The following is a 24,473-nucleotide window of genomic DNA, read 5'->3' on the forward strand; positions in this document are numbered from 1 at the left end:
AATGATAAAAAAAATAATTAAATTAATTTCTCTTGGACTAATTATAGTAAGTTTTAATGCTTGTGTTAGAGATAATAATACATTAAAAACATCAATGATTAATAATGAAGTGAAAACAAAAATAATCACTCCAAAAATAAAAGATGTACCTATCCCTTATGTTAGAGAAAGTAAATTTATAAAAATACTTGTTTTGCCTTTTGAAAATTCTGAAAATGATATAGATTATGGAGGATATATTGAAACAAAACTAGAATCAAGTAAATTTATTTTTGATGAACAAATGAAAAATAAAATTGTTGTAGAAGATACAATTGGAGGAATATAATGTCAATAAATCCAAAAAAATGGTTAAAAGATATTTTTTCTTTTGATGAAGATAATTTTTCATCTCTTCCAATTAAAAAACAAAATGAAATGTTTAAAAGATATAGCATTAGTCAATTTGTAAAACCTATTGCAGATTCTGAAAAAAATATAATTTGTAATGATGGATATTTTGGATTTGTTTATGAATGTGTTCCTAATATAAGAGGAGGAACAAAATCAGCTGAAACTATTCAATCTATATTAAAAAAACTACCCGATGATATATTTATGCAAATTAATTTGTGGGGAAGTAAGAATATTGAATCAATATTGAATAAATGGGAATTTGATCATCATTCAAAAAATGAAGCAATAAATGAAGCTATTAATAAATTTGGAGAATTTTTTAGATCAAAAACAAATGAACAAATTTCCTATTCTATGGAAACTTCAATAAAAAATCATAGATTATTTTTTACATTTAAGTCTAAAGATGAAAAAAAATTATTAGATATAAAGAATCATGTAAAAAATATTTTATCTACAAATTCATTTTATCCAAATGAATTGAACCTTTCAGATTTAAAACCAATTTTTTGGGAATTATTAAATCCTAAACATAGCTTTAAAAATATTCCAAAATATGATCATAAAAAACTTTTTAATAGCCAAGTAGTTTCAGGAGAAAATATTGTAAAAGTTGAAGATACACATATAAAAATTGGTAGAAAAAACAATGCAAATTCTTTTGTTGGAAAAACTTGGATAGGCTTATCATCTTCAGCTTTACCTGATTATGCACATATTCAAGATTTTGGGAAAAAGTTGGGAGATTATTTATCAGGGGCTTGTAATACAAATCAATTTAATGATTCATTTATAGTTACTATAAATGTTAATAAAGTTTCAAGAACTGAAAACTCAGCAATTGGAAAAAAGCAAAATTCTTTAGTAAATAAAAGAGTTAAAAATACAGATACTAAATTATTAGATAAAAAATCAGAAGCACAAAGTGTAAATAGAAGATTAAAAGATTTTGAACCTCTTTATAATATGGATTTAGTCGTTTTAGTTTCGGGTGATAATTATGAATTAGCTGATAAAAATGCTACTAGTGTACAAACTTTTTGGGCTTCAGGTGGGGATACTTCAGGGATTATATTAGGACGAACAGATTCTGTTCATTTACCAATTTTCTTGAATAGTTTGCCATTAGGTCTAAACAAAGATTATTTTTCAGATATTCAAGGTAATCCATACAAATTATTTGCTAATCAAGTTGCACAGTTTTGTCCTATAGAAGCTGATTATAAAGGTAATTATCCAAATAATTTATTTATATCAAAACGGGGGCAACTTGCAGGATTTGATTTTTTTTTAACGAGTGCATCAAAGAATGGATATATTATTGCAAAGTCAGGAGCAGGAAAATCTGTATTATTAAATTATAAGGTTTTAAATGCACATACAAGAGGTGATAGAATATTTATAACTGATATTGGTGGAAGTTATGAACCAATATGTGAAGAACTTGGTGGACAATATATCGAAATAGATTTAGATAAACCAATTTCATTCAATCCTTTTTCAGATTTAAAAGAACTTACTTTAGAAGATTTAAATTTTTTTAGCGATTGGATATATTCTCTTGGAGCTTCAAAATTAAAATCAGAAGCTTTAAAACTTCAAAATATTATAAAACCTAAGATTCAAGAAATAATTAGAAATTTATTTGAAAATTTAGGAAGTAATTTAGAAATTACAAATATAAGAGATGCAATAAAAGAAATTAAAGATTCAAGATATCAAGATTTTGCTATTGCACTTACTCCTTTTTGTAAAGGTGAACTTTATGGAGATTTTTTAACTGGTAAAAGTCAAATAAATTTAAATAATCAATTAGCTGTTTTAGAACTAGGAAAAGTTGAAAATATACAAGAAATTAGAGATGCTATGATATTTATTTGGGAATATCATAAATCTAATGCAATTTATAAACAAGAAAAAACAGCAGAAGAGGGTGGAAGAAGGATTCTTGTAATAATTGATGAAGTTCACAAATTTCTTGGAAAAAATGAAATGATGGATGATGCTATAGAACAGGCATATAGAAGATTTAGAAAACATTTAGCTTCTATTTGGATAGCAACACAATCTTTTGAAGATATAAATAATAATGAAGGATTATCAAGAGCTGGAAGAGTTATTTTAGCAAACAGTCCATGGAAAATTTTCTTAGGGCAAGAAGAAACTTCATTAAATTTATTATTTGCCTCATCTGCATTTCAATTTGATTCAATTGAAGAGCAATTAATACGTGCAGTAGCAACGGTAAAACCTGAATATTCAGAACTGTTTTTAATAACTCCAGAACAACAAAAGATACCATATAGATTAGTAATGAATAGATATTTTTATTACTTAACAACAACAGATAAAGATGATAAACAAAAAGTCTTTAATACTATGAGAAAATTTAATTTATCTAAAAAAGATGCAATTAATTATTTACTTGAGAAAGGATATGTAGCATGATTGATGATTTAAAAAATATATTGGTATCAATAGCTGTTAGTTTAATAGTAATTTTATCTTATAACAAATTTATCAATAAAGATACTAAAAATGAGGAAATTCTTGTTTTTAGTGCTAAAGATATTATTGAATATAAAAAATTACAAATCAAAAAAGCAATTTTAAATAATGAAGATACAACTAATAAAGAAAAAGAGTTAGAAGATCTAATCAGAATTACTGATTTATTATTGGAAGATTTTTCAAATATCAATGGTAAACCAATTTATCAAAAGGAAGCTATTTTAAAAGGTAACACAAGAGATATAACACCTTTAATAGAAAAAGCTTTAGAAAAAAAAGGTTTATTATGAATTCAAAATTAAATCTTAAAATATTTATTTTTTTGATGATTTTTTTTCATGGAATTTATATTTTAAAACAATCCTATGGAATAGGATTTAGTGTAACACCATCTTTACCTTATTATGCTTTTCTCATTAATAAAAAAGATTTAACTTTTAGTAAAAAAGATTTGATAGTTTTTAAATATCCAGGAGAAAATGTTTATAACTATAAAACAGATGAATCTTTTGTAAAAATTGTTTCATGTGTTCCTGGAGAGATATTAAAAACAGAAAATTATGAATATTTTTGTAATGATGAATATATAGGAAAAGCTTTTTTAGAAGATGGTCAGGGAAAAAGTTTAAGCCCATTTGTTTTTAATGGGATTATTCCTAAAAATAACTATTTTGTAACAGGTACTCATCAAAAATCTTGGGATAGTAAATATTGGGGATTTGTTTCTAAAGATAGAATAATTGCAACAGCAAAAGGATTAATATGAAAAAAATATTTTTATTAATTTTATTAATTGCTACATTTTCTCAAGCTGGAAGTATGCAAAGTTTTCTTGATGAGAGTATAAATGCAACAGTTGAAAATCCAGGATATTATGAAAGTCAAACAAGAGGTTTATATAGTTTAGGTTCTGGTCGTGCAAAATTTAATAATATGGGTACGTTCAGTCCTTTTAATGTTGAAGCTCCATCTTTTGGAATGGGTTGTGGAGGAATAGATGCAACTTTTGGAGGATTTTCATATTTAAATGTTGACTATCTTGTTGAAAAATTAAAAGCGATAAGTGCAGCAGCTCCAGCTTTTGCTTTTCAAATGGCACTTGGAGTTTTATGTGAAGATTGTAAAACAACTTTAAATTGGTTAGAAAATATTGCAAATCAGCTTAATAATTTCAATATGGATACTTGCAAAGCAAGTAAAAGAATTGGTGAATTTGCAGCAGATAAAATTATGACAGCAATTGATTCAAATATGAATAGTGGACAAAGTAACAATTTTATTGAAGCGAGTGAAAATGCAAAGTCAAATCAAGAATCAACTTGGTCTGATTATTTAAATACAGTGTCTTATTATATGGGTGGTAATACAGAACTAGCAAAAGAAACGACTAAAAATATTACTTTACAAGGTAGCTTAATTCAAGAAGCTATTGAAAATACAAGTGCAGTTGATGTGTCAATTTTAGGACAAGATCCAAGTGGAGGTAATCTTTTTACTTCTATAGTTAGAGCAATGATTGGTGATGTTGTTGGATATAAATCAAATATGACAGGAAATAGTGGTGGTGAAGCAGGAAGTGGAGATGGAACACCTAAATTAAAATTTATACCTCGATATAGTATTAATTTTAAAGCATTTTTAGAAGGTGGTAGTGATATAGATTATGTTTATGTGAAAACAAAAACTGATAATAAAGGTATGCCTACTGTTACTGCATCTAAAACTAATTTTGTAGGAATAAAACAATTATACAAAACAAGATTAGAATCAATTTTAACTTCAATGAAAACAAAAACAGCTATTTCGCAAGATAATAGAGATTTTATAAATAGTATGCCTATACCAATTGCAAAATATTTGAATACACAAGTTTTAGCAGCAATAGATGATATAGATAGTTTAGTTGAATATTTATCAATTATTGAAACAAAAGCTTTTTTAGATTTTATTGTTACAACAACGAGTAAAGCTCTTAGTTATAAAATCATTAACTCTTCAGATAACCAAAATCCACAAGAGGTAAAAGAATATTTGATGTCAGTAAGTGAAAATGCTATAAGTTTTAAGAAGTCAACTAATGAATGGTTTATAAAATCTTTACAAGAATGGACACAAAATAAAACTATTAATGATTACTATATAGAGCTTGAACAAAGATTGAAATCAAGACTTGCAAATTCAGGGACTTTTAACGCTTATTTTTAAAGGAAAATAACATGCAAATAAAAAGAAGATACATAGATAGAACTGGAAAAGAATTAGAGTTTATATGTGGATATGATGATGATTTAAAATATGTTTTTATGTCTGTTTGGGAAAATAATAAATTAATCTATGATAATTTAAATTTAACTAATGCTTTAGAAATTAAAGATTTTTCTTATTTTAAAAATGTGGCAAGAAAAAATTTTGGAGTTTTTTTAGATGAGATAGAAATAGAAATTAATTATTATATTGAATCAATAGCATTGATTGATAAACCTACTACAAACGTCTATAACTATCTTCTTATAATTATTGAAAATACTGAAAAAAAGTGTAATACATATAAACAAAAGATGGAAGATCTATTTATTAAAAAACATTATAAGCAAGAATTACATTGTTTGCATGAAGTTAGAAGAACAATAGAGAGATTTGATAATTTTGAAATAAATAAAGGATTAAAATGATAAAAAAAATATTACTTTCAAGTAGTGTAATTGTTACATTAAATGCAAATACAATTATTGAAGAAAAACAGTTTGAATTAGTTCAAAGTATTATTCCTGGAACTAAAATAGAAAAAGTAAAACCTAGTGTTATAAGTGGTATGTATGAAGCATATTTTAAAGATGGAAGTCTAATGTATGTAATTCCAGATAAAAGACTTTTAATAATGGGTGAAATTTATACTAATACAGGTCAATCTTTAACTCAAAAAAGTATATCTGAATATAAATCTACAAATAACATTAAAGAACCAATAGAGCAAAGCATAAATGAATTAAAAATAAATTCATTAGAAAATCAAAAGTATTTAAAAAATCTTTTTGATATGGGTGTAAAAGTTGGAAAAAATGTTGAACAAAAATATAATATTGTTCTTTTTAAATCATTAACTTGTATTTATTGTAAAAAATTGGAAGAGTATTTAAAAGAAAAGAATTTAGAATTATCAATATATTTAGCACCTGGAAAAGATAGTGAAGATTTTTATATATCAAAATATAATATTCAAGATGCAGGAAATAGATTAAAACAACAATTAACATTAGTAAATGAAAGAATTAAAGGGTTCGGTACACCTTTTGCTCTTCTTCTTGATAAAAACTATAACCTAGTTGATACAATTCATGGATTTGATGAAAAGAAATGGGATAAGTATTTAAATGAAAAATAAAATATTTTGTTTACTTGTTATAACAAATTTATTTGCAGCAAATGAAGGTGTTCAAACAGGTAACAATTTGAGAAATCATTTTAGTAATATTCAAACAAATGTATCAACTCCTTTAACATCAAATGCAGAATTTAAAACTGTAAATGGTTCAGAATCTTTTAGTGCAAATCTTACTTGCAACGAAACTATAAAACCTTTTTTAGAAATTGATTATTCAGGGATAAGTGATATTTCAATAAATGTAAAAATTGATACAGATTTAAATGGAACAATGGATAAAACCTTTGCATTTAGTGAAGTAAGTGGTTTAGCTACAAATGGAATAATTAAATGTAGCACAAATAGCTGGAGTAATTGCAAATATTTTTTATGGAATATTTCAAATAATAATCTTACATTATCTGAAACTGTACTAACTAATTTAGGTGGTTCATATTGTATAAATTCAAGTTGTGGAAGTTTATCTACAAATCAGAAAATTAATGTTCTTGATACTATTGGTGGAGCTATTTCGTCAATGTATCAAAGTTCAAACCCAAATTATCTAATAACAAAAACGCAAAATAATGGAAATAAAATAGTTTTTTATGGACAAAATTATAAAGATTGTCAAAATTTTAAAGATGAAGCTCCTAGTCAAAGTCATGAGCTTGATACAACAAGCGTAATTGCTTCTCAAAGTAATGATGAAAATAGTGTTTATTATGTATTAAACAAAAATGTTGAAAATCAAAATAATAACAATTTTAATAGTGATGTCAATCAAACAGTAAACATAAAAAATAGTGTTAGTGTTGAAGGTGATACAAGTGATTATACTTTTACATATAGTGGAAAAAGTCAAAATGAAGATGGTAGTTGGAGTATGAGAAATGATGATGCAAAAGTAAATATAGATTTTTTAAATCCAGATATTAAATATTGTGAAATCAAGTATTTAGAAACTAACAGTACTGTATTTAGTGACGGTGAAACACATCAAAGTAGTTCAGGAGATACTGAAACTTGGAAAACAAAAATAGTTGAATGTACAGGTACAAATTATGATATTTGTCCTGTTGATACAAGTAGTGGTGAAATAATAAAACACCCTTGTGGAGATGTAGATAATTTTGCAGAAGCAACAAGTATTTTAACAGCTATAAATGAAGCAGTTGATGATTTTAGTTGTAGTTTAGAGTAGGTCTAATATGAAAATACTTTTTTTATTTTTTATTTTTATTACTACAAATATAAATGCAATGAATTGTAGTGATTATAGTGAATTTCAAAAGTTCAATGGACATTATTATAGTGTATCTATTGATAAGCAGACTTTTGATAATGCTAAACAAATAGCAGTTAATAATGGTGGAACTTTAGCAATTCCAAATTCTCAAGAAGAAAATGATTTTATTAAAACTTTAATCGGTGGTGGTTCTATTGGTTGGATAGGTATTTATGATCCAAATAAATTACAAAACTATTGCTTTGGTTCTAATTGTGTTTATGATTCATCAAGATTTAAAGATGTGAAAAACAATAGTTTACTTTATAAAAACTTCTATCCTAATCAACCTGATAATTTAGTAAAACAATATGATGTCGTTGATGGTAAACAAATGGTTTCTCCTTTAGGAGAACATTGGGTTGCCATGGATGGTAATAATGGTAAATGGCATGATTTTGGAAATCACGCAGATGCGTATAATAATCCAGTTAAATATAAAGCAGTTTTTGAATTTGAAAATCTCAATGAATGTAAACCTTTAACAGATGATGGAGTACAAGAATTAACTGGTAGATTTTGTAATACAAAGATCTGGGATTCTACAATAGATACACTTACAATGGGACAAACATTAGATTGTCAAATAGATAGTTATGGAAATGAATATTGTCCTAGCGCACTTGCTCAATGTGGTTCAAGTTGGGATTATGATAACGGATATAGCGTAAGTGGCGTGGGAACTGTTACAGATTATACAAATAAAGTTGCAATTTCAACAACAACTTATTCAAGTCCTACTGAAGAATGGAGTTATATAATTACTTTAAAAGGGCGTTTTTTAAAAGGTGGTACTAATATAAGTGGTGAAATTGATAATTATGATAATTATGTGTTAGATGGTAGAACATCAAACGCTGTTCAAAGCTCTAATATTTATGTAATATTTAATGGTACTACTATTGGACAGATAAAGGTTATGGATTCAGAAAATTCAAAAATTGTATATCATGGAGATTATAAGATAATTATAACACTCACAGATTATCATAGTAGATATACAGAGGGAAATGCAATATTTTATAAAAAAACTTTAAATTGTCAAAATGGAACAACACCAGTAAACGGACAATGTGAAACAACTACAACAACTTTAACTTGTCCTAGTGGATATACAGAAACAATAGGAGCAGAAACAGCTAAAGGACAATGTAAAAGAACTCAAGAATATACTTATTATAATTATCTTTGTGATAATTCTGAGAATTCTCAAGGTTATAATTATGTTGCGATTAATAGTGGTGGAAATACAGGTAAATCTGACCCAAACACAACAATACAGAATGATTTAACAAGTGCCTTAAATAGTTCTACTCCTCCCGTAAATAATTGTAAAAGAGAGAAATTTACTTGTCTTGCAAATGCAGAACGTCCTTGCTCTTATGTAGATAATTCATGGCAATGTTCACCTTTCCCTTGCATGGGACAATCAAATTTTGATAATTTAGATACTCAAGTTGGAACGAGTGATAAAGAGAATGATGGATGGTCAGAAGATGGAGCTTGTACAGGAACAATTTATATTTTCAATGGAAAATCAAACAAATGTAGAAACTGGGATATGTTTTTTGGTTTAGTAGGTGGAGGTTGTTGTGATAAAGAAAAAGTATTTGCTGGACTTGTAGCTTGTAAAGAGAATGAAAAATTATTAGCAAAACAAAGAGAACAAAAACAGGCACATTACATAGGAAACTTTTGTAGTAAACAATTAAAATTAGGTTTTGCAAAAATATGTGTGCAAAAATCAGATAGTTACTGTACTTTTAGTTCAAGTTTAGCAAAAATTATCCAGGAACAAGGAAGAGAACAATTAGGAATATCTTGGGGAAGTGCCAAATCTCCAGAATGTCGTGGATTTACTCCTGAAGAGTTTCAAAAGATAGATTTTTCAAAAATAGATTTAACTGAATTCGTAAAAGATATTCAAAGCTCTGTTCAATCAAGTGTTATTCAAAATTTAGGTACTTATGTAAAAGATAAAGTAGGGGATTTTTATGGGAATTAGTTCCCATAAAAATTATTAATGTTTTATCTATAAATACAATTACCCTCTACTATAGTAAATTCAAAATTATTTTCATCTTTAAAGTTTTCACATTCCATTTTTGTGTAATATTTGTAAAATCCATTTTTATATATTTCAACTAATTGATTTAAAGAAGTGTATTTAATATCTAGTACATCTGCACATTCTTTTTTTATAGCTAAATTAATTCCATATCTATTTTGCATTGAAGGGTACATTATTGCATCAATGCTTGGATTTAAACTAAATATTGCATCAGCCAATATAGATGATAATATATGATAATCTTCTGTTTTATCATATAAAATATCTGCAAGGGCACATTCTATTGCAGAATAACCTTGTATAAGTTTATCTGTAATATTTTCATTGAATAAATTTTTGATTATTTTTTGTGTATGTTCTGAATCTCTATCTGTATTAAAATATAATTCACTAAACATTCCTAATTTGTAAACAGTTAAAGCATTACTTGTTGAAAATCTTGTTAATTGAAATTTTTTATTTATATAACTGCTATCTAATCTTGCTTCTGCCATTGCAGTATATTCATTTAATGAAACATATAAAACACGAAAATTTTTATTATTCATTCTATCTTTATGATTTGGATTTGCTTCAGGATAAATAAGTTCTTTTCTTGTAGTAAAAGGTTTATCTGAGTTATTTTTTCTTATACGATAGAATTCATATCCATCAATTTTTTCAATATAATTTAAAAACTTGCAAAATTCTTGAAAAAAACTCTTTATTTTACCATAAGAACTTCCACAATTAATGACATCTTTACGATAATTTTCATCTTTTTTTAATTTTTCTCTTAATTTATTAATTTCATTTTCAAAATTAATAACTTCTTTTAAATTACAACCTTTAATCAAAAAAACACCTTTATAAATAATAATTTTGAATTTGTATTGTAGAACAACTATATACAAATTGTTTCAGATTCTACCCAAAATCTTCTCAATCCCCAAACTTTTTACATCACCATTTATTTTTTTAAGGGCATAGTCAATATCAACTGCTCCATAATATATATAATGTTCTTCATCTGTTGATTCTTCAGTATATGATGGATTATAGTTTTTTACATAAAGAACTGCTGGAACTTGTTTTATATTATATTTACTTACAATTCTAGGTTCTATTATAATATTATATTCATATCTTGTATTATCATTTTTTGTTAGAATCTCTTGTATCCAATCTAAAGTGGGTTTAATTTTTTTTACTCCATCAATTGTACCTCTTAATACAAAAGTTACATCAGTGTTAACTTTTTGAAGTGTTTCAAAATAGTTTTTTAGTATATGTTTTGGAATAGATGAAGAAATTACTATAAAAAGCTTTTCGTCACTTTCTAAAAACTGATTTGATGAAATTTTACTTGATACAGCTCCTTCATCTTTTAATTGTTCTAAGGCTGTATTTGTACGATTTTTATATTGTCCTAAATGTTGCTGCCAATTTATTTTTTTATCATAAAGTAGATAATTTTCATTTTCTATGATTTTTTTCTGAAAATCTTTTGATTTTACTTTACTATCAATTTCTTGAGCTTCATTTTCAAGAGTATCAGATTTTAAACTATTACTTATCATAGAAGAAGTGTTTGTATTTACTTCATTAGATATATTTGTCATCTCTTTTATATTTGATATTTTAAAATCAGAATTTTTGTTTATATCTGTATCTCTATATTGATCAAGTTTCTGAGAGTTTAAATATTTATCATTAAATATTTCTTTTTTATTTTCATTTGCTTGAGCTGATAATATTAAAAAAGTTATAGCCAGAAAAAGAGTTTTAAAATGCATAGTAGATCCTTTTATTATTTTTGTTTATATAGTTTTTTACATCAGTTAAATATCTCATTAATTCATTAGAAGGAACATATCCTTTTAATGAATCGCCAATAAATCTATCATTATTAATTATGAATATTGTAGGTACTGTTCCATCAAATGGTAAAAAATTTGGAACATCATTTTGCATAGTATCTATAATTTTCACCTGGTATTCAGTAGAAAGAAAATTTTTTAAATTATCATTTGATTTTATGTCATTTATTAAATTATGACAAATAGGACAATCATTTGATACTATAAAATAGATTATAGGTTTAGCATCTAAACTTTGGATTAGAAATAAGAATATAAGTAAAATAAATTTAAAATGCACAACATTCCCTTTTTTTGAATAATAAATATGAAAAGTTATCACCCACAAAAGGTGGATTTTTTCCAAAGCTCCATAACATACCTGTTGTTCCAATTGTTGTTGCATAAATACTTGGAATAGGGGTCACAATTTGTAATCTATATGCAGATTTTCTCCAAATTGGAGCTGGGTAATATCCACATAATCCTAGTTGCCCCCAGCTACCCCATAATATTAATTGTCTATGAAGTTTGTATATTAAACTTGCTACAACACTTGCACTTGCTTCTACATATCCATCTCCACCCGTTTGCCCAGTAAGTGGATAAGCATTACCCCAACTTCCTTTACACCAAAATAAAGGATCTAAAGGCTGAAATACAGCAGAGCTAACTGCATCTGCCATACATGCAAGATTGGCAATAGGATTACCAAAAAGAAGAGCTTCTGGATTTATTATTGCACTTAATGTGTCATTGTTCCAAAGAGGATCTACTTCTGTGATATATGCCATATCAAATCCAGTTGACTGTAAACAAATAAAATCAGTCAATAATTCAAGTAATGCATAAATAGGAAATATGTAATAATGAGCTTGATAAAAAGTTGATTGATTACCAACTCCATCATCTCCACTTGTTCCTCCTATTGCTCCACCTGAAGTTGGTAGTCCAAATCCCATACTAGGAAAACAGTATGGATCTTTTACTACTTCAATTAATCTACTTGGTTCAAAAAAACTTACAGGTATTCCAATTCTTGGAATAGGATCTTTACATATACAAATTGGGCTACTTACACTTCCTCCTATGTCAGGCATTCTTCCAGGTATTATTGGAATACCTGCAATTCTTAGTGGAAACATAGCTGTATAATCAGCTTTTAAAATAATATCAACAGTTAAAGCCCCCGTCGGTGAACATACTGCAAATAGTTTTATTTGTAATGTTAATAAAATTAAACAGACTAATTTTTTCATTTTTTATTTCCATTTTCACAATTTAAGCAAATTTCTTTAACTTCCATTTTATTGCCAATTTGAGTAATAATACTTGGTGTATGTTCTAAATTAAATTTTTCAGTTATTTTTGGCATAGCATAGAAAATAGGTTGTTTGATTTTTTCTCCTATCTCTTTATAATTGCCATCTGATAGTAAAATCATGTATTTCATATTATTTGTATAATTATTTTTTATTAACCAATCAAGTTCTTTTTTAGATGTTCCATCAATAATTATCATTTGATAAGAAATAGTTTGATAATCTAAAGGATTAAATTTAAATCCTTTTGGATAAATGATATTCCCCTTATTATCATATATATCATTAGGATTTGTATATGTCATATCAGGGTAAAAAGTATTATTCTTAATAGCAGGAGTTAATACTTTTAAATCCGCTGGTTTGTAATTATTTACTTTTTCTTTTGTAGTTTTTTTATACTCTTCTAATTTAGTTTCTATTTGGGTTTTATTATTTATTATTTGATTTTTTATTTCTTCTATCATATCTTTTTCAGCAAATGGAAATGTTTCTCCCGTTTCATATTGTTTTTTCAATATGCTGGAAAATAAAAGTATAGGGAATAAAAGGACTATCATTTTTATCATTTTTTATCTCCTTTATAAATGAAATACTCATATACAAAATCTATGTTATCAAGGATTTCATTTTTTGTTGTAAGCCCTGTTTTTATTCTATACCAATTTGCATTTTCATTTTTATCTTTATGCACGATAAATATATCTGGTGTTACTCCTATACCTTGTTCTTTTACTAAAGAAGTATGTTCATCTTTAAATATTGTTCTTATAGCTAATGCAGGATAATCTTGATTTAGAAAAAAAAGTACTTTATCTTGTGCAGTATTTATTTCTTTTTCATTTTTATCCATAACTGCAACAATCCCTATATTATCTATATTTTCTTTCCAAAATTGAGCTCTTTTATTTGTTTTATTAGCACTTGTTGCATTTCTTGCAAATGTACTTTTAGAAGCTGTTGCGGATAAATCTAATGAACTATCTTTTAATAAAGCTTGTTGCCATTTTATAGCAAAGTTTTCAGATTTTTTAGTTGCATAGTTTTGTAATTGTATATAGTTATGAATATTTTCATCTGTGGGAAAAGATACTGCAATCTTTTTAGAATCAATAATAAGTTTACTTATTTCATCTGCTGTTAATTCTTCTAAATTTTCGGGAATATTAACTCTTTTTTTTGACTCTTTTTCTTTCTCTATTATTTCTTCTTTATATCCAAAAAATGGATGTGTAAGTCCATTTTTACTTTCTGTATATTCAACATTTTTTTCTGCTGCATTTAATGTAATTAAAAAACTAAATAAAATTAATATAAATTCTCTCATTTTTTAGCTCCTTTTTTATCTATTGGTTGATTTGTTGCATAAGTCATATCTTCAATATCATCTTTTAAATAAGATAACTGTTCTTTTACTTCTGCTAATTGATTGTTATTATTTTGTCCTTGAGAAACAACATTAGTAAGTGATGATTCAAGATTTTTATTTTGAATATTTTCTGTATTTAAGCTACTAATAGGATTTTTTATATCTTCTAAATTATTTGATGGTAATGCTTTTCCATCTTTTGTTATGTAAGCTGTATCTTTATTCCCATTTTCTATTAAATTTTCAACTCCTTTTTTTATATCACCCATACTTCCACCAAGTGCAACAAATGATTTACCACTTCTCGAATCATCATTGCTTTCAGTTCTTCTATCTTTTAGTATTTCTTCACCTTTATTAATAGCTTTTTCTGTATTTAATTTAGTTTCATTTTTATGTTTATCTATATTTTGTACTGAGTTATTTTTGAAATCATCAGCTTGAGATTGATAAGTATCAGTTGGATTTTGATTTATAGAATTATTAATATTTGTATTTGATATATTACTTTGCCCTTGAGAAACAATATTACCAATATTAGAATCAAGATTTCTACCTTGATTTAATTGTGTATTTACAAAATCAGATATATTTCCTTTTGCATCAAATCCTGTTACAGTTATGAATGCACTGTTTAAATTATTATAATCTGCACCTATACCAGATGTATATGCTTTATCAATTCTTTTACTTGCTTCATCGACTGCATTTTTAGAAGCTTTGAAATCTCCACTTTCATACATAGCTTTTAATCTTTCATCATTTTGTATAAATTGTTTTGTTACTTCAGGCATTGCTTTAGCTGCAAATGAAACACTATCACTATCTGTTTTACTATAATTCTCGCTATATTTTTCAGCTATACTATGGGCTTTTGTGTATGCATCCATATTTGATTTTAATGCTGTACTACTAAATACTTCATTATCTGCTAAACTTTGACTTGTTCTAAATGCTAAGCCAGAATCTTGATTGAAGGTTTTTGATAAGTTATCAGATACAGATTTTTGAATATTTGCCATTTCATCTTTTGACATATCTGCACTAAAGTTTTTTCCATCTGTTGAAGTACCAGAAATTGTAAAACTACCATTTGCTCCTGCATTAACACCTGTAATTTTGCCTACAAAAGTATCTTTTGCATCCCATCCCGCATTTCCAGATAATTTAAATCCTGCATCAGATGTTGTTGAACTTGTTTGAGCTTCAGATAACTTTTTATTTAAAGTGCTTACAATAGCTTCATTTTGTGAACTTACTATAGTTCTACTATCTGCATTATTTAATCCAGTATTTTTTGAAAAATCATCGCTATTTGTAAAAATTTGTCCTTTTGCCATTGAAGTACTTAATCCTGAACTTAAAGTATTAGAAAGACTTTCCAGTGTACTACTTTCAGTCGCTTTTGCTTGATTAAAAGAATTTTGATGAGCTTGAGTAATTTCTGAACCTAAATTTTTATATCCTATGCTTGATAATTGATCATTTTGCATAGTGATATCAGCAACACTATTTGTAATTGTTGAATTTGTATTTCCATTGGAGCTTGTTACTGTTTGATCTCTATATGTACCTTCATTTGATGATTGAATACTATCTGTTTGTGTTGAACCTCCACCCATATCTGTTGTAGTTCCATTCATTCCAGTATATGAACCACCTCCAACTTTTGTATTACCTATATTTACACCTGTAACTTTTTGTCCAGCACCAGAATTACCAGCATTACTTGCAACTCCACCCATACTACTCATAAAATTTACAAATCCTTGTTCACTTGCTTTTACTAATGCATAAGCTAAAATAGGAATAGACATGGCTGCATATCCTAAAAAGTTAAGATAACTAAATATTTGATTATTTATATCTCTCATTGCTAACATGGGCATCCACAATCCTTTTGAGATAACAGGTATAATCTCTTCTAATTTTAGATACATTAAATAATTAATTATTGAAGCTAAAGGTGAAAATAGCATTAAAGTGGTTAGTAATGTAATAATCATTTTAATATATTTCCAATCTCCAAACATAATTGATAGTAGAGCTAATAATGGAGTCATAGCTAAGATAACTGATGTTAGATAGGCTTTCGTTAGTGGAAGAGTAGTTTGCGTTAATATACTTGCTTGTTGCCATTGATTCTCCATAGTTGAACTACTTAGTGCTGAGCCATAAGCAAGTGCTTGTGTATCACCACCTGTTGTCATAGCCATAACTTCTAAGCCTTTTTTCAACATATTTTTTCCCATTTGTTGCATTACATAATCTTTTCCACTCTTAGACACTCCAAAAAATAGTCTTGATGTTTCTTGTATAGCTCCTTCAACTTTTACTTGATCTAAACTCATTTGTGCTGCAATTCTATTTTGAATAAATGAATTTGATTCATTTTGAAAATAGTTTACAATGTAATTATCATAACTATCTTGACAACTCATTTGTTCAACAGTACCATTATTTTTATATACTAAAGTTTCAAATCCAGTTACTCTAATATTTGAAACGATATTTTCACTTGCAATAAGATTTTTACTAATTTGTCCACTTAACATCCCACTAGCGATACAATTAGTTGTGTAATCCATAAATGTTTCATGTGCATTTCCATCAATAAAGTTTGCATCATTTGTAGCTAAATGAGCAGACATTGAAAAACCTAATCCAACTTGAGAGTAATTTAAACTATTTGGTGTTGAATAACTTGATTCAAAAGCTTTTATCAAAACTCTTTCTGTTGTTGAAAATAAACTAAATAACTCTCCTATACCAACTGGAACATCAGTAACTGCAAAAGCTTGATTAGTTACTTCATCTTCTACCATATAATCTTTTGTTGAGTGGAAAAACAGTTGAGAAACAACTAGTGCTAAGAAAGCAACTTTCATTATTCTATCTGTATTACTTTCTTGCGTATCTCTATACATAACTAATAAAAGTCCAATAGCAATAGCTGTATCAATTAAATAAGTTGCATTTCCTGTAAAAAATTTTATAGATATTAAAATGTTTTTTATATCTTCACCATATCCCCAAGTATAGATAGCATCAACAGCAAATGCAGGAATGGAAATAAAAATTAGAGTAAAAAAAAGTTTTAACATTTTTTTACCTCTATTTCAAGTTCATTATTAATTATTTTTTGTTTTAATTGATATAAAGCTATTAAAATCAATGACTTTTCTTTCTGTTCTAGTTTAAAATTTGTTGTTTTTGAAGAAATTACATTTATATCATCATTTTTTATTTGTATTTCAATTATTAAATCAGGGTTATTATCGTTCATATTCTTCTCCTTTTGTAAGTTGCAAGATTGCAAGTTCATTTATTGAATCTACTGCAACTTCAGATTGATTTTGATCATTATCTATTTTCATAGAAATTTTATTTTCATCTATTTGTTTTTTATCTTCAATTTCTAATTCTTCAATTGATTCTTCATTATTCTCATAAATATTGTCAAATGCTATTACTTTTGCTTTTTTCATAATATTTTTATCTGGAATTTCTACATATTTGAATGTAATTTTTGAGATATTGAAATTTGAAATTCTTATAAAAGCTTCAAGAGGTTTTAATGTGGCAAATTCTCCACCTAGAAAAATCTTTTTAGTAGTTTCTTTTTGTTGCATTTGAGCTATATCTCTACTACCTTCACTTGTAACCATTCTATTTTCATTTACTTCAATTACTTCTTGTTCCCCAAAGAAATCAGATAAAAATTTTGCACCTTCTGGTTCATCATATTGAAGTACTATTTTTGTAGATAAAAGTTGGAATAAACTTCTCATTAGTAATTTTCCATATATTTCTTCAACTTTTGCAAGAGATTGTGTTCCAAGTAAGATAGCTAATCCTTTTGATCTTCCCTCGGCAAGTCCTTCTTCTATTTCTTTCAATTTTCCTAAAGATTGGAATTCATCTAATCCAATCCAAATTCTTCTTTCTGAATTATTTAGTAAGCCTTTTATTTCACGAATTAATAAATCTATCATCAATCTAAAATAAACTTCATAAGCTCCGCTTTCATTCGCAGTTTGAACTAAAAATAGTTTTTTACCTTTATTTGTTGTATCAACGTTTGCTATAAAATCAATTACATTAAAATCTCCCTCTTGATAATAAAATTCTTTTCTAAGAAGTTTGTTTGTATGGGCTGAAAATGTACTCATGATACTTGCTGTTGTATTTTTTGATTTAAGGTAATATTCTAAATTTACACCATTATTAACTGCTATTTCATTTAGTTCTTCAAATAATTCATCTGCTGTTGAATTTATACGAAGAAAATCTATAAGTTTTTTATTAGATGGTTTTTCAAATGTAAGTATTTTTAAAAATACAGCTTTAAGTAAATCTCTACTTGCATTATCCCAAAAAGGATCTTTTGCTTCAGTATTAATTGGAATGATACTTTTTATAGCAAAATCAATATCATCTTCATCTTTTATATCATCAAAAATATTCCAACAAAGAGTTCTTTCATCTTTTGGATAAAATAAAAAATCTCTTGCTTCATCATAAAATCTATTCCAAAAATCTGGTTTTCTATCATAAATAATCATAGTTTCATTAAATTTAAATATCTGTAATAGTAGATTAAAAAAAGCTTGAGTTTTACCAGCTCCAGCTTTACCTATAAATAAAATACTTCTATTCTCTTCAAAATAGGGGAGAGGTATTTTTTTAAGAGCTATGAAAATTCTATTTTTTAAAGATTGTTTATTTATTTCTCTTATAAGTTCATTTTGTTCGACAATTTTTGCACCTCTTAGAACTTTTTTACTTTCTCTTATTGTAATTTTTAATATCAGAAATGTAGATAATCCAAAACCAATAATAAAACCTTGAATAATTCTATTAACTGAATAATCACTAAGTAAATAAATATAAGCTTTATATAAATATTTACCTATATGATTTTTATAAAAATATGTATTATAAATTTCCATTGCAGTTTGAGAATCTCTAAGTTCAAAATAAAATATTCTTGTATCAAAATTTAGAGTTAAAAATATATACATTAGACTTATTAAAATTCCATAGTTAAATATTAATTTAACTTTTCTTACCAAAGTTGGTGATATTAGTGTATTACCTGCCATTATTCTCCTCCTAGTGTTAATTCATGTTCTTCTAATTCTTCTTGTTTCATTTCTTCAAAAATTTCATTCATTAATTCTCCTTCAATATCAATTTTTTTCATTTCATTTAAAAAATCATCTTCTTTAAATGCTTCATAAGTTTTTACTTCTAAATCCATATTAATAATTACTTTTTCATATACATTATCAAGTATATTCTCATCACTTAACATACTTTGATATAAGTACTCAAAGTTATTTTTTATTGTGCTTTCAAGTCTTTCATCTTGCATTAACTCTTGAGCTTTATTAAAATTAGCATTATTTATATAGTTTTCAATTTGATTTTCTAATTCTTTGATTTCTAATTTTTCTGTAATAAGTTCATTTAATTTTAATGCTTCATCTGTAATATTTTGAGTTGATTCAAAGTATATTTTCATATTTTCTTCACTTACATTTTCATTATCCATGTCAAAGTATTTCCACATATATTGTTCATACTCATTTGTAACAAGTTCTGCTAAATTTTCTACATATAATTGATGTTTTAAATCTGTAAGTGACAGATTTTCTTTTTCTTCAGTAGATAATTCAAAATAAGTATCAAATGTTTTTTCTAGGTTATCTAAGCTTTTTATCTCTTCATTATCTAAGTTAAAATATTTTTCAAGCATTTTTATATAGACATCATCTTTTGAAATATTTAGAGCTTCTGCATAAGATATAAATTTTAGTTCTAATAAATCAGCATCATTTTTTGAAGTAAAATCAAGTTTATATAATGAATCCATAAGTTCAATATTTTTATCTTCAATTGCTAAAGATAAAAGAGTGTTAAATTGATTTATATTTGAGTTATTTATTTCTTGATTTGAAGATATAAAAGTATTTGTTTCAGTTTTATAATCTATATTTTCTATTACAGGTGTTTGAGTTATTTCATTTAAAATATTTTCTAAATTATTGTTTATTAAAAATTCTTTGAACTGTTCAAAATTATTTTTAGAGCCTATGGCAACAGTTTCTACCTCTTTATCTTTTTCTACTATCTCAAAGTTTGATGTATCAATGTTTCTAGCTTCTAAAAAGTTTTTTGGAATATCTTCTATTTTTCCTTTATTAATCATATAAGACATACCATTTAAAGTTCTATTATCTATGATTGCTGAAACATAATTTATTGTTTCTTTCGGGTTTATTGCAGTTTTTATATATTTATTTGCTTCATCTTTAAAGCCTGATTTTATCTTTTCTTGTTCATATATATTATCAATTATGGCTTTATCTTGCTCATTTATTTTAGTATTCTCAATTTTCTTTTCTGAATGAAATATCAAAGAATCAAAAGTACTTAGTATTTGAGATTTATTTTCACTAGTAACTGGAACTACTTCAACTTTTATATTTATATTCTCTTTATCTGTAAAATCAATAGTATTTGCACTAATCTTTTGTAAATCACTTGTATATATTGGGAAATTACCATTATTTTTTGCTAAAAAGCTATTTAGTCCATTTAACTCTTTTTGATTTGTATCTAGTGGATTTTTTGATTTCTTATCTATATCTATCTTTTCAAGATATTTATTAAAATTCTCTTGATTGTTTAAATTATTTAGTTCTTTAAACTCATCAATCTTATACTGAATTGTTTTTGATAATATAGTTCTTAATTTTGCAGGTTTACCAATTTTGTCAAAATTATCAGATAAATCTTTAACTGTTTTAATTTCAATACTATGGTCATTTTGTAATCTTTTAGCAATGTTTTCAAAATATTTAGGAGAGTTGAAAATGGCATTTGATACGGTTTCATTTATTTTAATAATTTTTAAACTATCAATTTTTACTAGCTCTTGAGTTATTTCTTTAGGCTCAAATTTTACACTTTCTAGTAAATTTTTCTTTAAATTTATAGGTAATACTTTGATATTATTGTTATTTGATGTAGCTTTGGCAAGAGCATTATTTAGATTTAGTTTTGATATATCACTATTTTTAGCTTGATTTATAAAATTTTCATACTCTTTTTTATTTGAGTACTCTTTTACTAAATGATCTAGTTTTTTCAAGTTCTTTTCATCATTTGAGATAATATTTGTTTTTATAGTTCCTTGATATGTTTCAATCTTTTTAGTATCTATTCCAGTTGATTCAACTTCATTTAAAGATAAGGTATTTTTACCAAATTCTATTTTCTTATACAAATTATCTAAATTTTTGTTGATAGTATCTATATATTTATTTAAAAATATATCACTACCTTTTAATTTTATGTTTTGAGTTTGTATATTTTTTATGATTTCAGTTATCTCTTTTTTATCATAAGAGTTAAAATTTTTATTTTCATTAATAAAGTTATTTGATTCTTTATAAGATATATTTTCTGTATTTATTTTAAAATCTTTTTCAATTTTTAATAGTTTTTCTACTTGATGAGCTAATGGTCTATTTTTATTTATATCTTCAGCTGTTTTTATATCTTTCAAATCTTTGTTTAAATCAGTATTTTGGAAATTTATAATTTTTAATTCAGTATCAACTTTCTCTATTTTAAAATCTTGTAAATCTTTCTCTTTGTTTAGTCCAATATTTTCAAGAGCAGATATACTTATATTATTTGATTTTGAAATAATATAATTTAATGCTGTTGCTTTTTTAATATAATTTTTACTATATTCGTCATTTGTTTTTTCATCATTTGATAAATTTTTAGTATGTACATTTATTCTTTCAATCAAGTCTTTTTTTATATCATCATTTGTAAAGTTGATACCATCAATTTGTATAGTTTTTGAATCTGTTGAATAAATATTTGTATCTAAATTGTATTTTTTTAAACTTCCTTCTGTTATTTGTTGAGATTGAGATAATCTTTTTTGTAAAGTACTAATTCTTTCTGTTTCAGTTTCAAAACTTTTTACATTTATTTTCTTTTCTGCATATTCATTTTTATATTGTTCTTTTTTTACTCCTAAAACTTCATATAAAGATTTTCTACTATCTCCTGCATACATTAAAGGATTTTTTGTATAATTTTTTACAAATTCTCTTGCATCTTTTCTACTTTCTAAAATATTATCAGGTTTCATATCTACCATTTCAGAATATTTTTGTGCTAAAGAACTCATTTGTTTACTTGGAAAATATTTATTCTTTTCATTCCATTCTTTTACTTCAGACTCATTCTCTTTGAACCATTTATATAATTTATTTTTATCACTTACATCTTCTTTTTGTAAAATTATATTTTTGTCCAGGGCAACTTTATGAGCTAAAAATATCTCTTGTTTATCATCCAACCAATTTTTAAACTCTTTTATATTTGATGTAATATTTTTATCTAATCCTAAATCATATTTTTGTGATAAATCTTGAGCAATTTTTATATAATCTTGAAATAAAAAAGCATCTTTATTTGTTGCACTCATAAAATATTCTTTATACAAATTGTCATTTTTTGAAAACCAATTTTCTAATTTTTCTGGGTTATTTTGGATTTGTTTTTGATCAAATTCTAAATCAAATTTTTTAGCAATTTTTTGTGCTAAAAATTTGTTTTGCATAAATAAACTTGTATCAGGAATAGCTCCAATAAAATTTGCTATTTGTTTAGCAGTTGGTAGCGTAGATTCATCTTTTATATTTATTCCAGAGTCTTTTACTAACTCTTTTAAATTATCTTCAAAATTCATTTTTAATTCAAAGAGTTCATCTTTATACATTTTTATTCCATCACCATCTGGATGGCTTGAATTCATTATTATATGTGCATGAGGTGTTTTAGTATTATTATGAATTGCATAAAAGTAATTAAACTCTTTTCCAAAGCTCTCAGAGTAACTACTCATAGTTTCTCTAACAACTTTGTCTAACTGTTCTTCACTTATATTTAATCTAGGATTTGGACTTAAAACTAATCTTCTTTCAGCTGCAATATTTTGAATTTCTTGTTTTGCTTCTTGCTTAGATATTACATTTCCATTTTTATCTTTTAGATCTGCAATTGATTTTCCATTTTCATCTCTAGTTACATATTCGATAGATGCACTTGCTCTTTGTTTAGCTTCTTTTCCTATTGTGTATCCATTTTTAAGATTTCCTTCTGTTCCTGTCATTTTGATTAATCCAAATTGTTTAATAACAGGAATAGAACTCGAACTAGAAAAAGAAAAAGTTGAACTATAATTATTTAAAGATGTACTTCCACTATTTATTATAATTGATGAATTTGTTGCTTCAATTGATTGTGACGAAGCCTTACTTACCAAAGTAGATAATGAATTATTTTTTGCAAAAGTATCTTTTATATTTTCACTAGCATTTAGTAAAGGAGAATCTATTTTAGTAATAGCAGAAGAATAATCTTTGTAATTTAGATTTTCAATTTTTATTGGTGTTGGTGAACTTGAAATAGCTTTTTTAAATTTAATCATTTCAAGTTGTAAATCATCTTCTAAGTTATTAGATTTATTTTTATTCTTTTCATTAGATAATTTAGTAATTTGTTGATATAAAACAAATGATTTCATATTTGATAAAAAATCATTCATTAGTTTTCTGCCTTAGTATTGTTATATTCATTAGCTCCAAGAGTTGTTGCTGTTTTCATAGCTTCTTCTCTACTTTGAACACATAAATTATCAGCAAGTCCTTTATCTTTACTTCTAAAGAAAATTTGTATTAAAACTACATGCCAAATGCTAAAAATTTTGATTCCATTTTTTACAGATAAACTTGCTAATCTATCAAAACCTTTTTTATTAAAGTTATGATTATCTCTCACATCTGCTCTTAAACTTTTTATCTCTTTTAATATTTCACTTTCATTAGCAGTTATATCTATTCCAGCAGTTATTAATTCTCTTATTGCTTGAGATTTATTATTTATCTTTTTTAATGCTGCATATTTCATAATTTGTTCATCTAATTCTGTATCTAATTTAATTGTAATTTTTTCCATTGTCTTACTGTTGTCATACCTTATATATTCTATAAAATAGGCTTTTATGATATTTTGTCCTACTAAAGTCGGACAAATATCATAAAGTCTTACCATTTGTCATACCCTAAAAGCCCTGTAAATACGAATTTAATAAAAAATTAGTACTACTATTTGTCGTATCGTTTTATCTTGCACTCTTTTTGAGAGTGTCAAAGCTACTGCTTTATCTTTTCTTTCTCAAAACAATATGCCTAATTTAAAATTTACGCTTTTTGCTCTGCTGAT

Annotated in this window: 20 protein-coding genes; 9 read left to right on the forward strand and 11 right to left on the reverse strand. The window is 25.7% G+C overall.

All coding sequences use genetic code 11. The features are described from left to right. Nucleotide 1 precedes the first annotated feature (1 nt). From ABLL_RS06585 to traN, 9 genes are read left to right on the forward strand one after another with little or no spacing between them, the layout of a single operon-like run. Nucleotides 2–328: a hypothetical protein gene (locus ABLL_RS06585; RefSeq protein WP_014474003.1), complete on the forward strand. Its 327-nt coding sequence runs from the start codon at nt 2–4 to the stop codon at nt 326–328. Next, nucleotides 328–2,844: a TraC family protein gene (locus ABLL_RS06590; protein ID WP_014474004.1), complete on the forward strand. Its 2,517-nt coding sequence runs from the start codon at nt 328–330 to the stop codon at nt 2,842–2,844. Before ABLL_RS06585 ends, ABLL_RS06590 begins: the two co-directional genes overlap by 1 nt. Continuing rightward, on the forward strand, nt 2,841–3,197 hold the full coding sequence (locus ABLL_RS06595) for a hypothetical protein (RefSeq protein ID WP_014474005.1): 357 nt from the start codon (nt 2,841–2,843) through the stop codon (nt 3,195–3,197). The genes ABLL_RS06590 and ABLL_RS06595 overlap by 4 nt, the downstream gene beginning before the upstream one ends. Then, complete coding sequence (gene lepB / locus ABLL_RS14680) at nt 3,194–3,673, forward strand: signal peptidase I (RefSeq protein WP_014474006.1); 480 nt, start codon at nt 3,194–3,196, stop codon at nt 3,671–3,673. Before ABLL_RS06595 ends, lepB begins: the two co-directional genes overlap by 4 nt. After that, the gene (locus tag ABLL_RS14685) at nt 3,670–5,112 is read left to right on the forward strand and encodes a conjugal transfer protein TraH (RefSeq protein ID WP_014474007.1); all 1,443 of its coding nucleotides are present in this window, start codon (nt 3,670–3,672) and stop codon (nt 5,110–5,112) included. Before lepB ends, ABLL_RS14685 begins: the two co-directional genes overlap by 4 nt. Nucleotides 5,113–5,123: 11 nt before the next feature. Continuing rightward, complete coding sequence (locus ABLL_RS06610; RefSeq protein WP_014474008.1) at nt 5,124–5,579, forward strand: hypothetical protein; 456 nt, start codon at nt 5,124–5,126, stop codon at nt 5,577–5,579. Next, nucleotides 5,576–6,289, forward strand: a complete 714-nt coding sequence (locus ABLL_RS06615; RefSeq protein ID WP_014474009.1) for a disulfide isomerase DsbC N-terminal domain-containing protein — start codon at nt 5,576–5,578, stop codon at nt 6,287–6,289. The genes ABLL_RS06610 and ABLL_RS06615 overlap by 4 nt, the downstream gene beginning before the upstream one ends. Then, nucleotides 6,279–7,472: a hypothetical protein gene (locus tag ABLL_RS06620; protein WP_014474010.1), complete on the forward strand. Its 1,194-nt coding sequence runs from the start codon at nt 6,279–6,281 to the stop codon at nt 7,470–7,472. The genes ABLL_RS06615 and ABLL_RS06620 overlap by 11 nt, the downstream gene beginning before the upstream one ends. A 7-nt stretch (nt 7,473–7,479) precedes the next feature. After that, nucleotides 7,480–9,561 carry a conjugal transfer protein TraN gene (traN, locus tag ABLL_RS15175; protein ID WP_014474011.1) on the forward strand — a complete coding sequence of 694 codons (2,082 nt, stop codon included), beginning with the start codon at nt 7,480–7,482 and terminating at the stop codon, nt 9,559–9,561. Nucleotides 9,562–9,584: 23 nt separating this feature from the next. Here traN and ABLL_RS06630 read toward each other — a convergent pair whose 3' ends face one another. The 11 genes from ABLL_RS06630 to ABLL_RS06680 form a co-directional block, all read right to left on the reverse strand. Continuing rightward, on the reverse strand, nt 9,585–10,463 hold the full coding sequence (locus ABLL_RS06630) for an RES domain-containing protein (protein ID WP_014474012.1): 879 nt from the start codon (nt 10,461–10,463) through the stop codon (nt 9,585–9,587). A gap of 63 nt (nt 10,464–10,526) precedes the next feature. Further along, nucleotides 10,527–11,402 (reverse strand): TrbC family F-type conjugative pilus assembly protein, encoded by an 876-nt coding sequence (locus ABLL_RS06635; RefSeq protein ID WP_014474013.1) that lies wholly within the window; start codon nt 11,400–11,402, stop codon nt 10,527–10,529. Next, nucleotides 11,392–11,766: a thioredoxin family protein gene (locus tag ABLL_RS06640; RefSeq protein ID WP_014474014.1), complete on the reverse strand. Its 375-nt coding sequence runs from the start codon at nt 11,764–11,766 to the stop codon at nt 11,392–11,394. The genes ABLL_RS06635 and ABLL_RS06640 overlap by 11 nt, the downstream gene beginning before the upstream one ends. Then, nucleotides 11,756–12,724 carry a TraU family protein gene (locus ABLL_RS06645; protein ID WP_014474015.1) on the reverse strand — a complete coding sequence of 323 codons (969 nt, stop codon included), beginning with the start codon at nt 12,722–12,724 and terminating at the stop codon, nt 11,756–11,758. The genes ABLL_RS06640 and ABLL_RS06645 overlap by 11 nt, the downstream gene beginning before the upstream one ends. Then, entirely contained in the window at nt 12,721–13,356 is a 636-nt protein-coding gene (locus tag ABLL_RS06650) for a hypothetical protein (protein WP_014474016.1), read from the reverse strand. The genes ABLL_RS06645 and ABLL_RS06650 overlap by 4 nt, the downstream gene beginning before the upstream one ends. Beyond that, nucleotides 13,353–14,114 (reverse strand): conjugal transfer protein TraF, encoded by a 762-nt coding sequence (gene traF / locus ABLL_RS06655; protein WP_014474017.1) that lies wholly within the window; start codon nt 14,112–14,114, stop codon nt 13,353–13,355. Before traF ends, ABLL_RS06650 begins: the two co-directional genes overlap by 4 nt. Further along, complete coding sequence (locus tag ABLL_RS06660) at nt 14,111–17,260, reverse strand: conjugal transfer protein TraG N-terminal domain-containing protein (RefSeq protein WP_014474018.1); 3,150 nt, start codon at nt 17,258–17,260, stop codon at nt 14,111–14,113. The genes traF and ABLL_RS06660 overlap by 4 nt, the downstream gene beginning before the upstream one ends. Beyond that, nucleotides 17,254–17,442: a hypothetical protein gene (locus tag ABLL_RS06665; RefSeq protein WP_014474019.1), complete on the reverse strand. Its 189-nt coding sequence runs from the start codon at nt 17,440–17,442 to the stop codon at nt 17,254–17,256. The genes ABLL_RS06660 and ABLL_RS06665 overlap by 7 nt, the downstream gene beginning before the upstream one ends. Continuing rightward, nucleotides 17,432–19,261, reverse strand: a complete 1,830-nt coding sequence (locus ABLL_RS06670) for a type IV secretion system DNA-binding domain-containing protein (protein WP_014474020.1) — start codon at nt 19,259–19,261, stop codon at nt 17,432–17,434. Before ABLL_RS06670 ends, ABLL_RS06665 begins: the two co-directional genes overlap by 11 nt. Next, nucleotides 19,261–23,796, reverse strand: a complete 4,536-nt coding sequence (locus tag ABLL_RS06675; RefSeq protein WP_014474021.1) for a relaxase/mobilization nuclease domain-containing protein — start codon at nt 23,794–23,796, stop codon at nt 19,261–19,263. Before ABLL_RS06675 ends, ABLL_RS06670 begins: the two co-directional genes overlap by 1 nt. Further along, entirely contained in the window at nt 23,796–24,302 is a 507-nt protein-coding gene (locus tag ABLL_RS06680; RefSeq protein WP_041654740.1) for a hypothetical protein, read from the reverse strand. The genes ABLL_RS06675 and ABLL_RS06680 overlap by 1 nt, the downstream gene beginning before the upstream one ends. Nucleotides 24,303–24,473 lie beyond the last annotated feature (171 nt).

The sequence above is a fragment of the Arcobacter sp. L genome (genome assembly GCF_000284235.1).
Taxonomy (GTDB): domain Bacteria; phylum Campylobacterota; class Campylobacteria; order Campylobacterales; family Arcobacteraceae; genus Aliarcobacter; species Aliarcobacter defluvii.

Bases quoted from the DNA above. Each gene is read 5' to 3' on its own strand.
- traF (WP_014474017.1), bottom strand. From the start codon at position 14,114: ATGAGAGAATTTATATTAATTTTATTTAGTTTTTTAATTACATTAAAT.
- ABLL_RS06645 (WP_014474015.1), bottom strand. From the start codon at position 12,724: ATGAAAAAATTAGTCTGTTTAATTTTATTAACATTACAAATAAAACTA.
- ABLL_RS06680 (WP_041654740.1), bottom strand. From the start codon at position 24,302: ATGGTAAGACTTTATGATATTTGTCCGACTTTAGTAGGACAAAATATC.
- ABLL_RS06670 (WP_014474020.1), bottom strand. From the start codon at position 19,261: ATGGCAGGTAATACACTAATATCACCAACTTTGGTAAGAAAAGTTAAA.
- ABLL_RS06650 (WP_014474016.1), bottom strand. From the start codon at position 13,356: ATGATAAAAATGATAGTCCTTTTATTCCCTATACTTTTATTTTCCAGC.
- ABLL_RS06595 (WP_014474005.1), top strand. From the start codon at position 2,841: ATGATTGATGATTTAAAAAATATATTGGTATCAATAGCTGTTAGTTTA.
- ABLL_RS06610 (WP_014474008.1), top strand. From the start codon at position 5,124: ATGCAAATAAAAAGAAGATACATAGATAGAACTGGAAAAGAATTAGAG.
- ABLL_RS06615 (WP_014474009.1), top strand. From the start codon at position 5,576: ATGATAAAAAAAATATTACTTTCAAGTAGTGTAATTGTTACATTAAAT.
- ABLL_RS06665 (WP_014474019.1), bottom strand. From the start codon at position 17,442: ATGAACGATAATAACCCTGATTTAATAATTGAAATACAAATAAAAAAT.
- ABLL_RS06620 (WP_014474010.1), top strand. From the start codon at position 6,279: ATGAAAAATAAAATATTTTGTTTACTTGTTATAACAAATTTATTTGCA.
- ABLL_RS06590 (WP_014474004.1), top strand. From the start codon at position 328: ATGTCAATAAATCCAAAAAAATGGTTAAAAGATATTTTTTCTTTTGAT.
- traN (WP_014474011.1), top strand. From the start codon at position 7,480: ATGAAAATACTTTTTTTATTTTTTATTTTTATTACTACAAATATAAAT.
- ABLL_RS06585 (WP_014474003.1), top strand. From the start codon at position 2: ATGATAAAAAAAATAATTAAATTAATTTCTCTTGGACTAATTATAGTA.
- lepB (WP_014474006.1), top strand. From the start codon at position 3,194: ATGAATTCAAAATTAAATCTTAAAATATTTATTTTTTTGATGATTTTT.
- ABLL_RS06675 (WP_014474021.1), bottom strand. From the start codon at position 23,796: ATGAATGATTTTTTATCAAATATGAAATCATTTGTTTTATATCAACAA.
- ABLL_RS14685 (WP_014474007.1), top strand. From the start codon at position 3,670: ATGAAAAAAATATTTTTATTAATTTTATTAATTGCTACATTTTCTCAA.
- ABLL_RS06660 (WP_014474018.1), bottom strand. From the start codon at position 17,260: ATGTTAAAACTTTTTTTTACTCTAATTTTTATTTCCATTCCTGCATTT.
- ABLL_RS06635 (WP_014474013.1), bottom strand. From the start codon at position 11,402: ATGCATTTTAAAACTCTTTTTCTGGCTATAACTTTTTTAATATTATCA.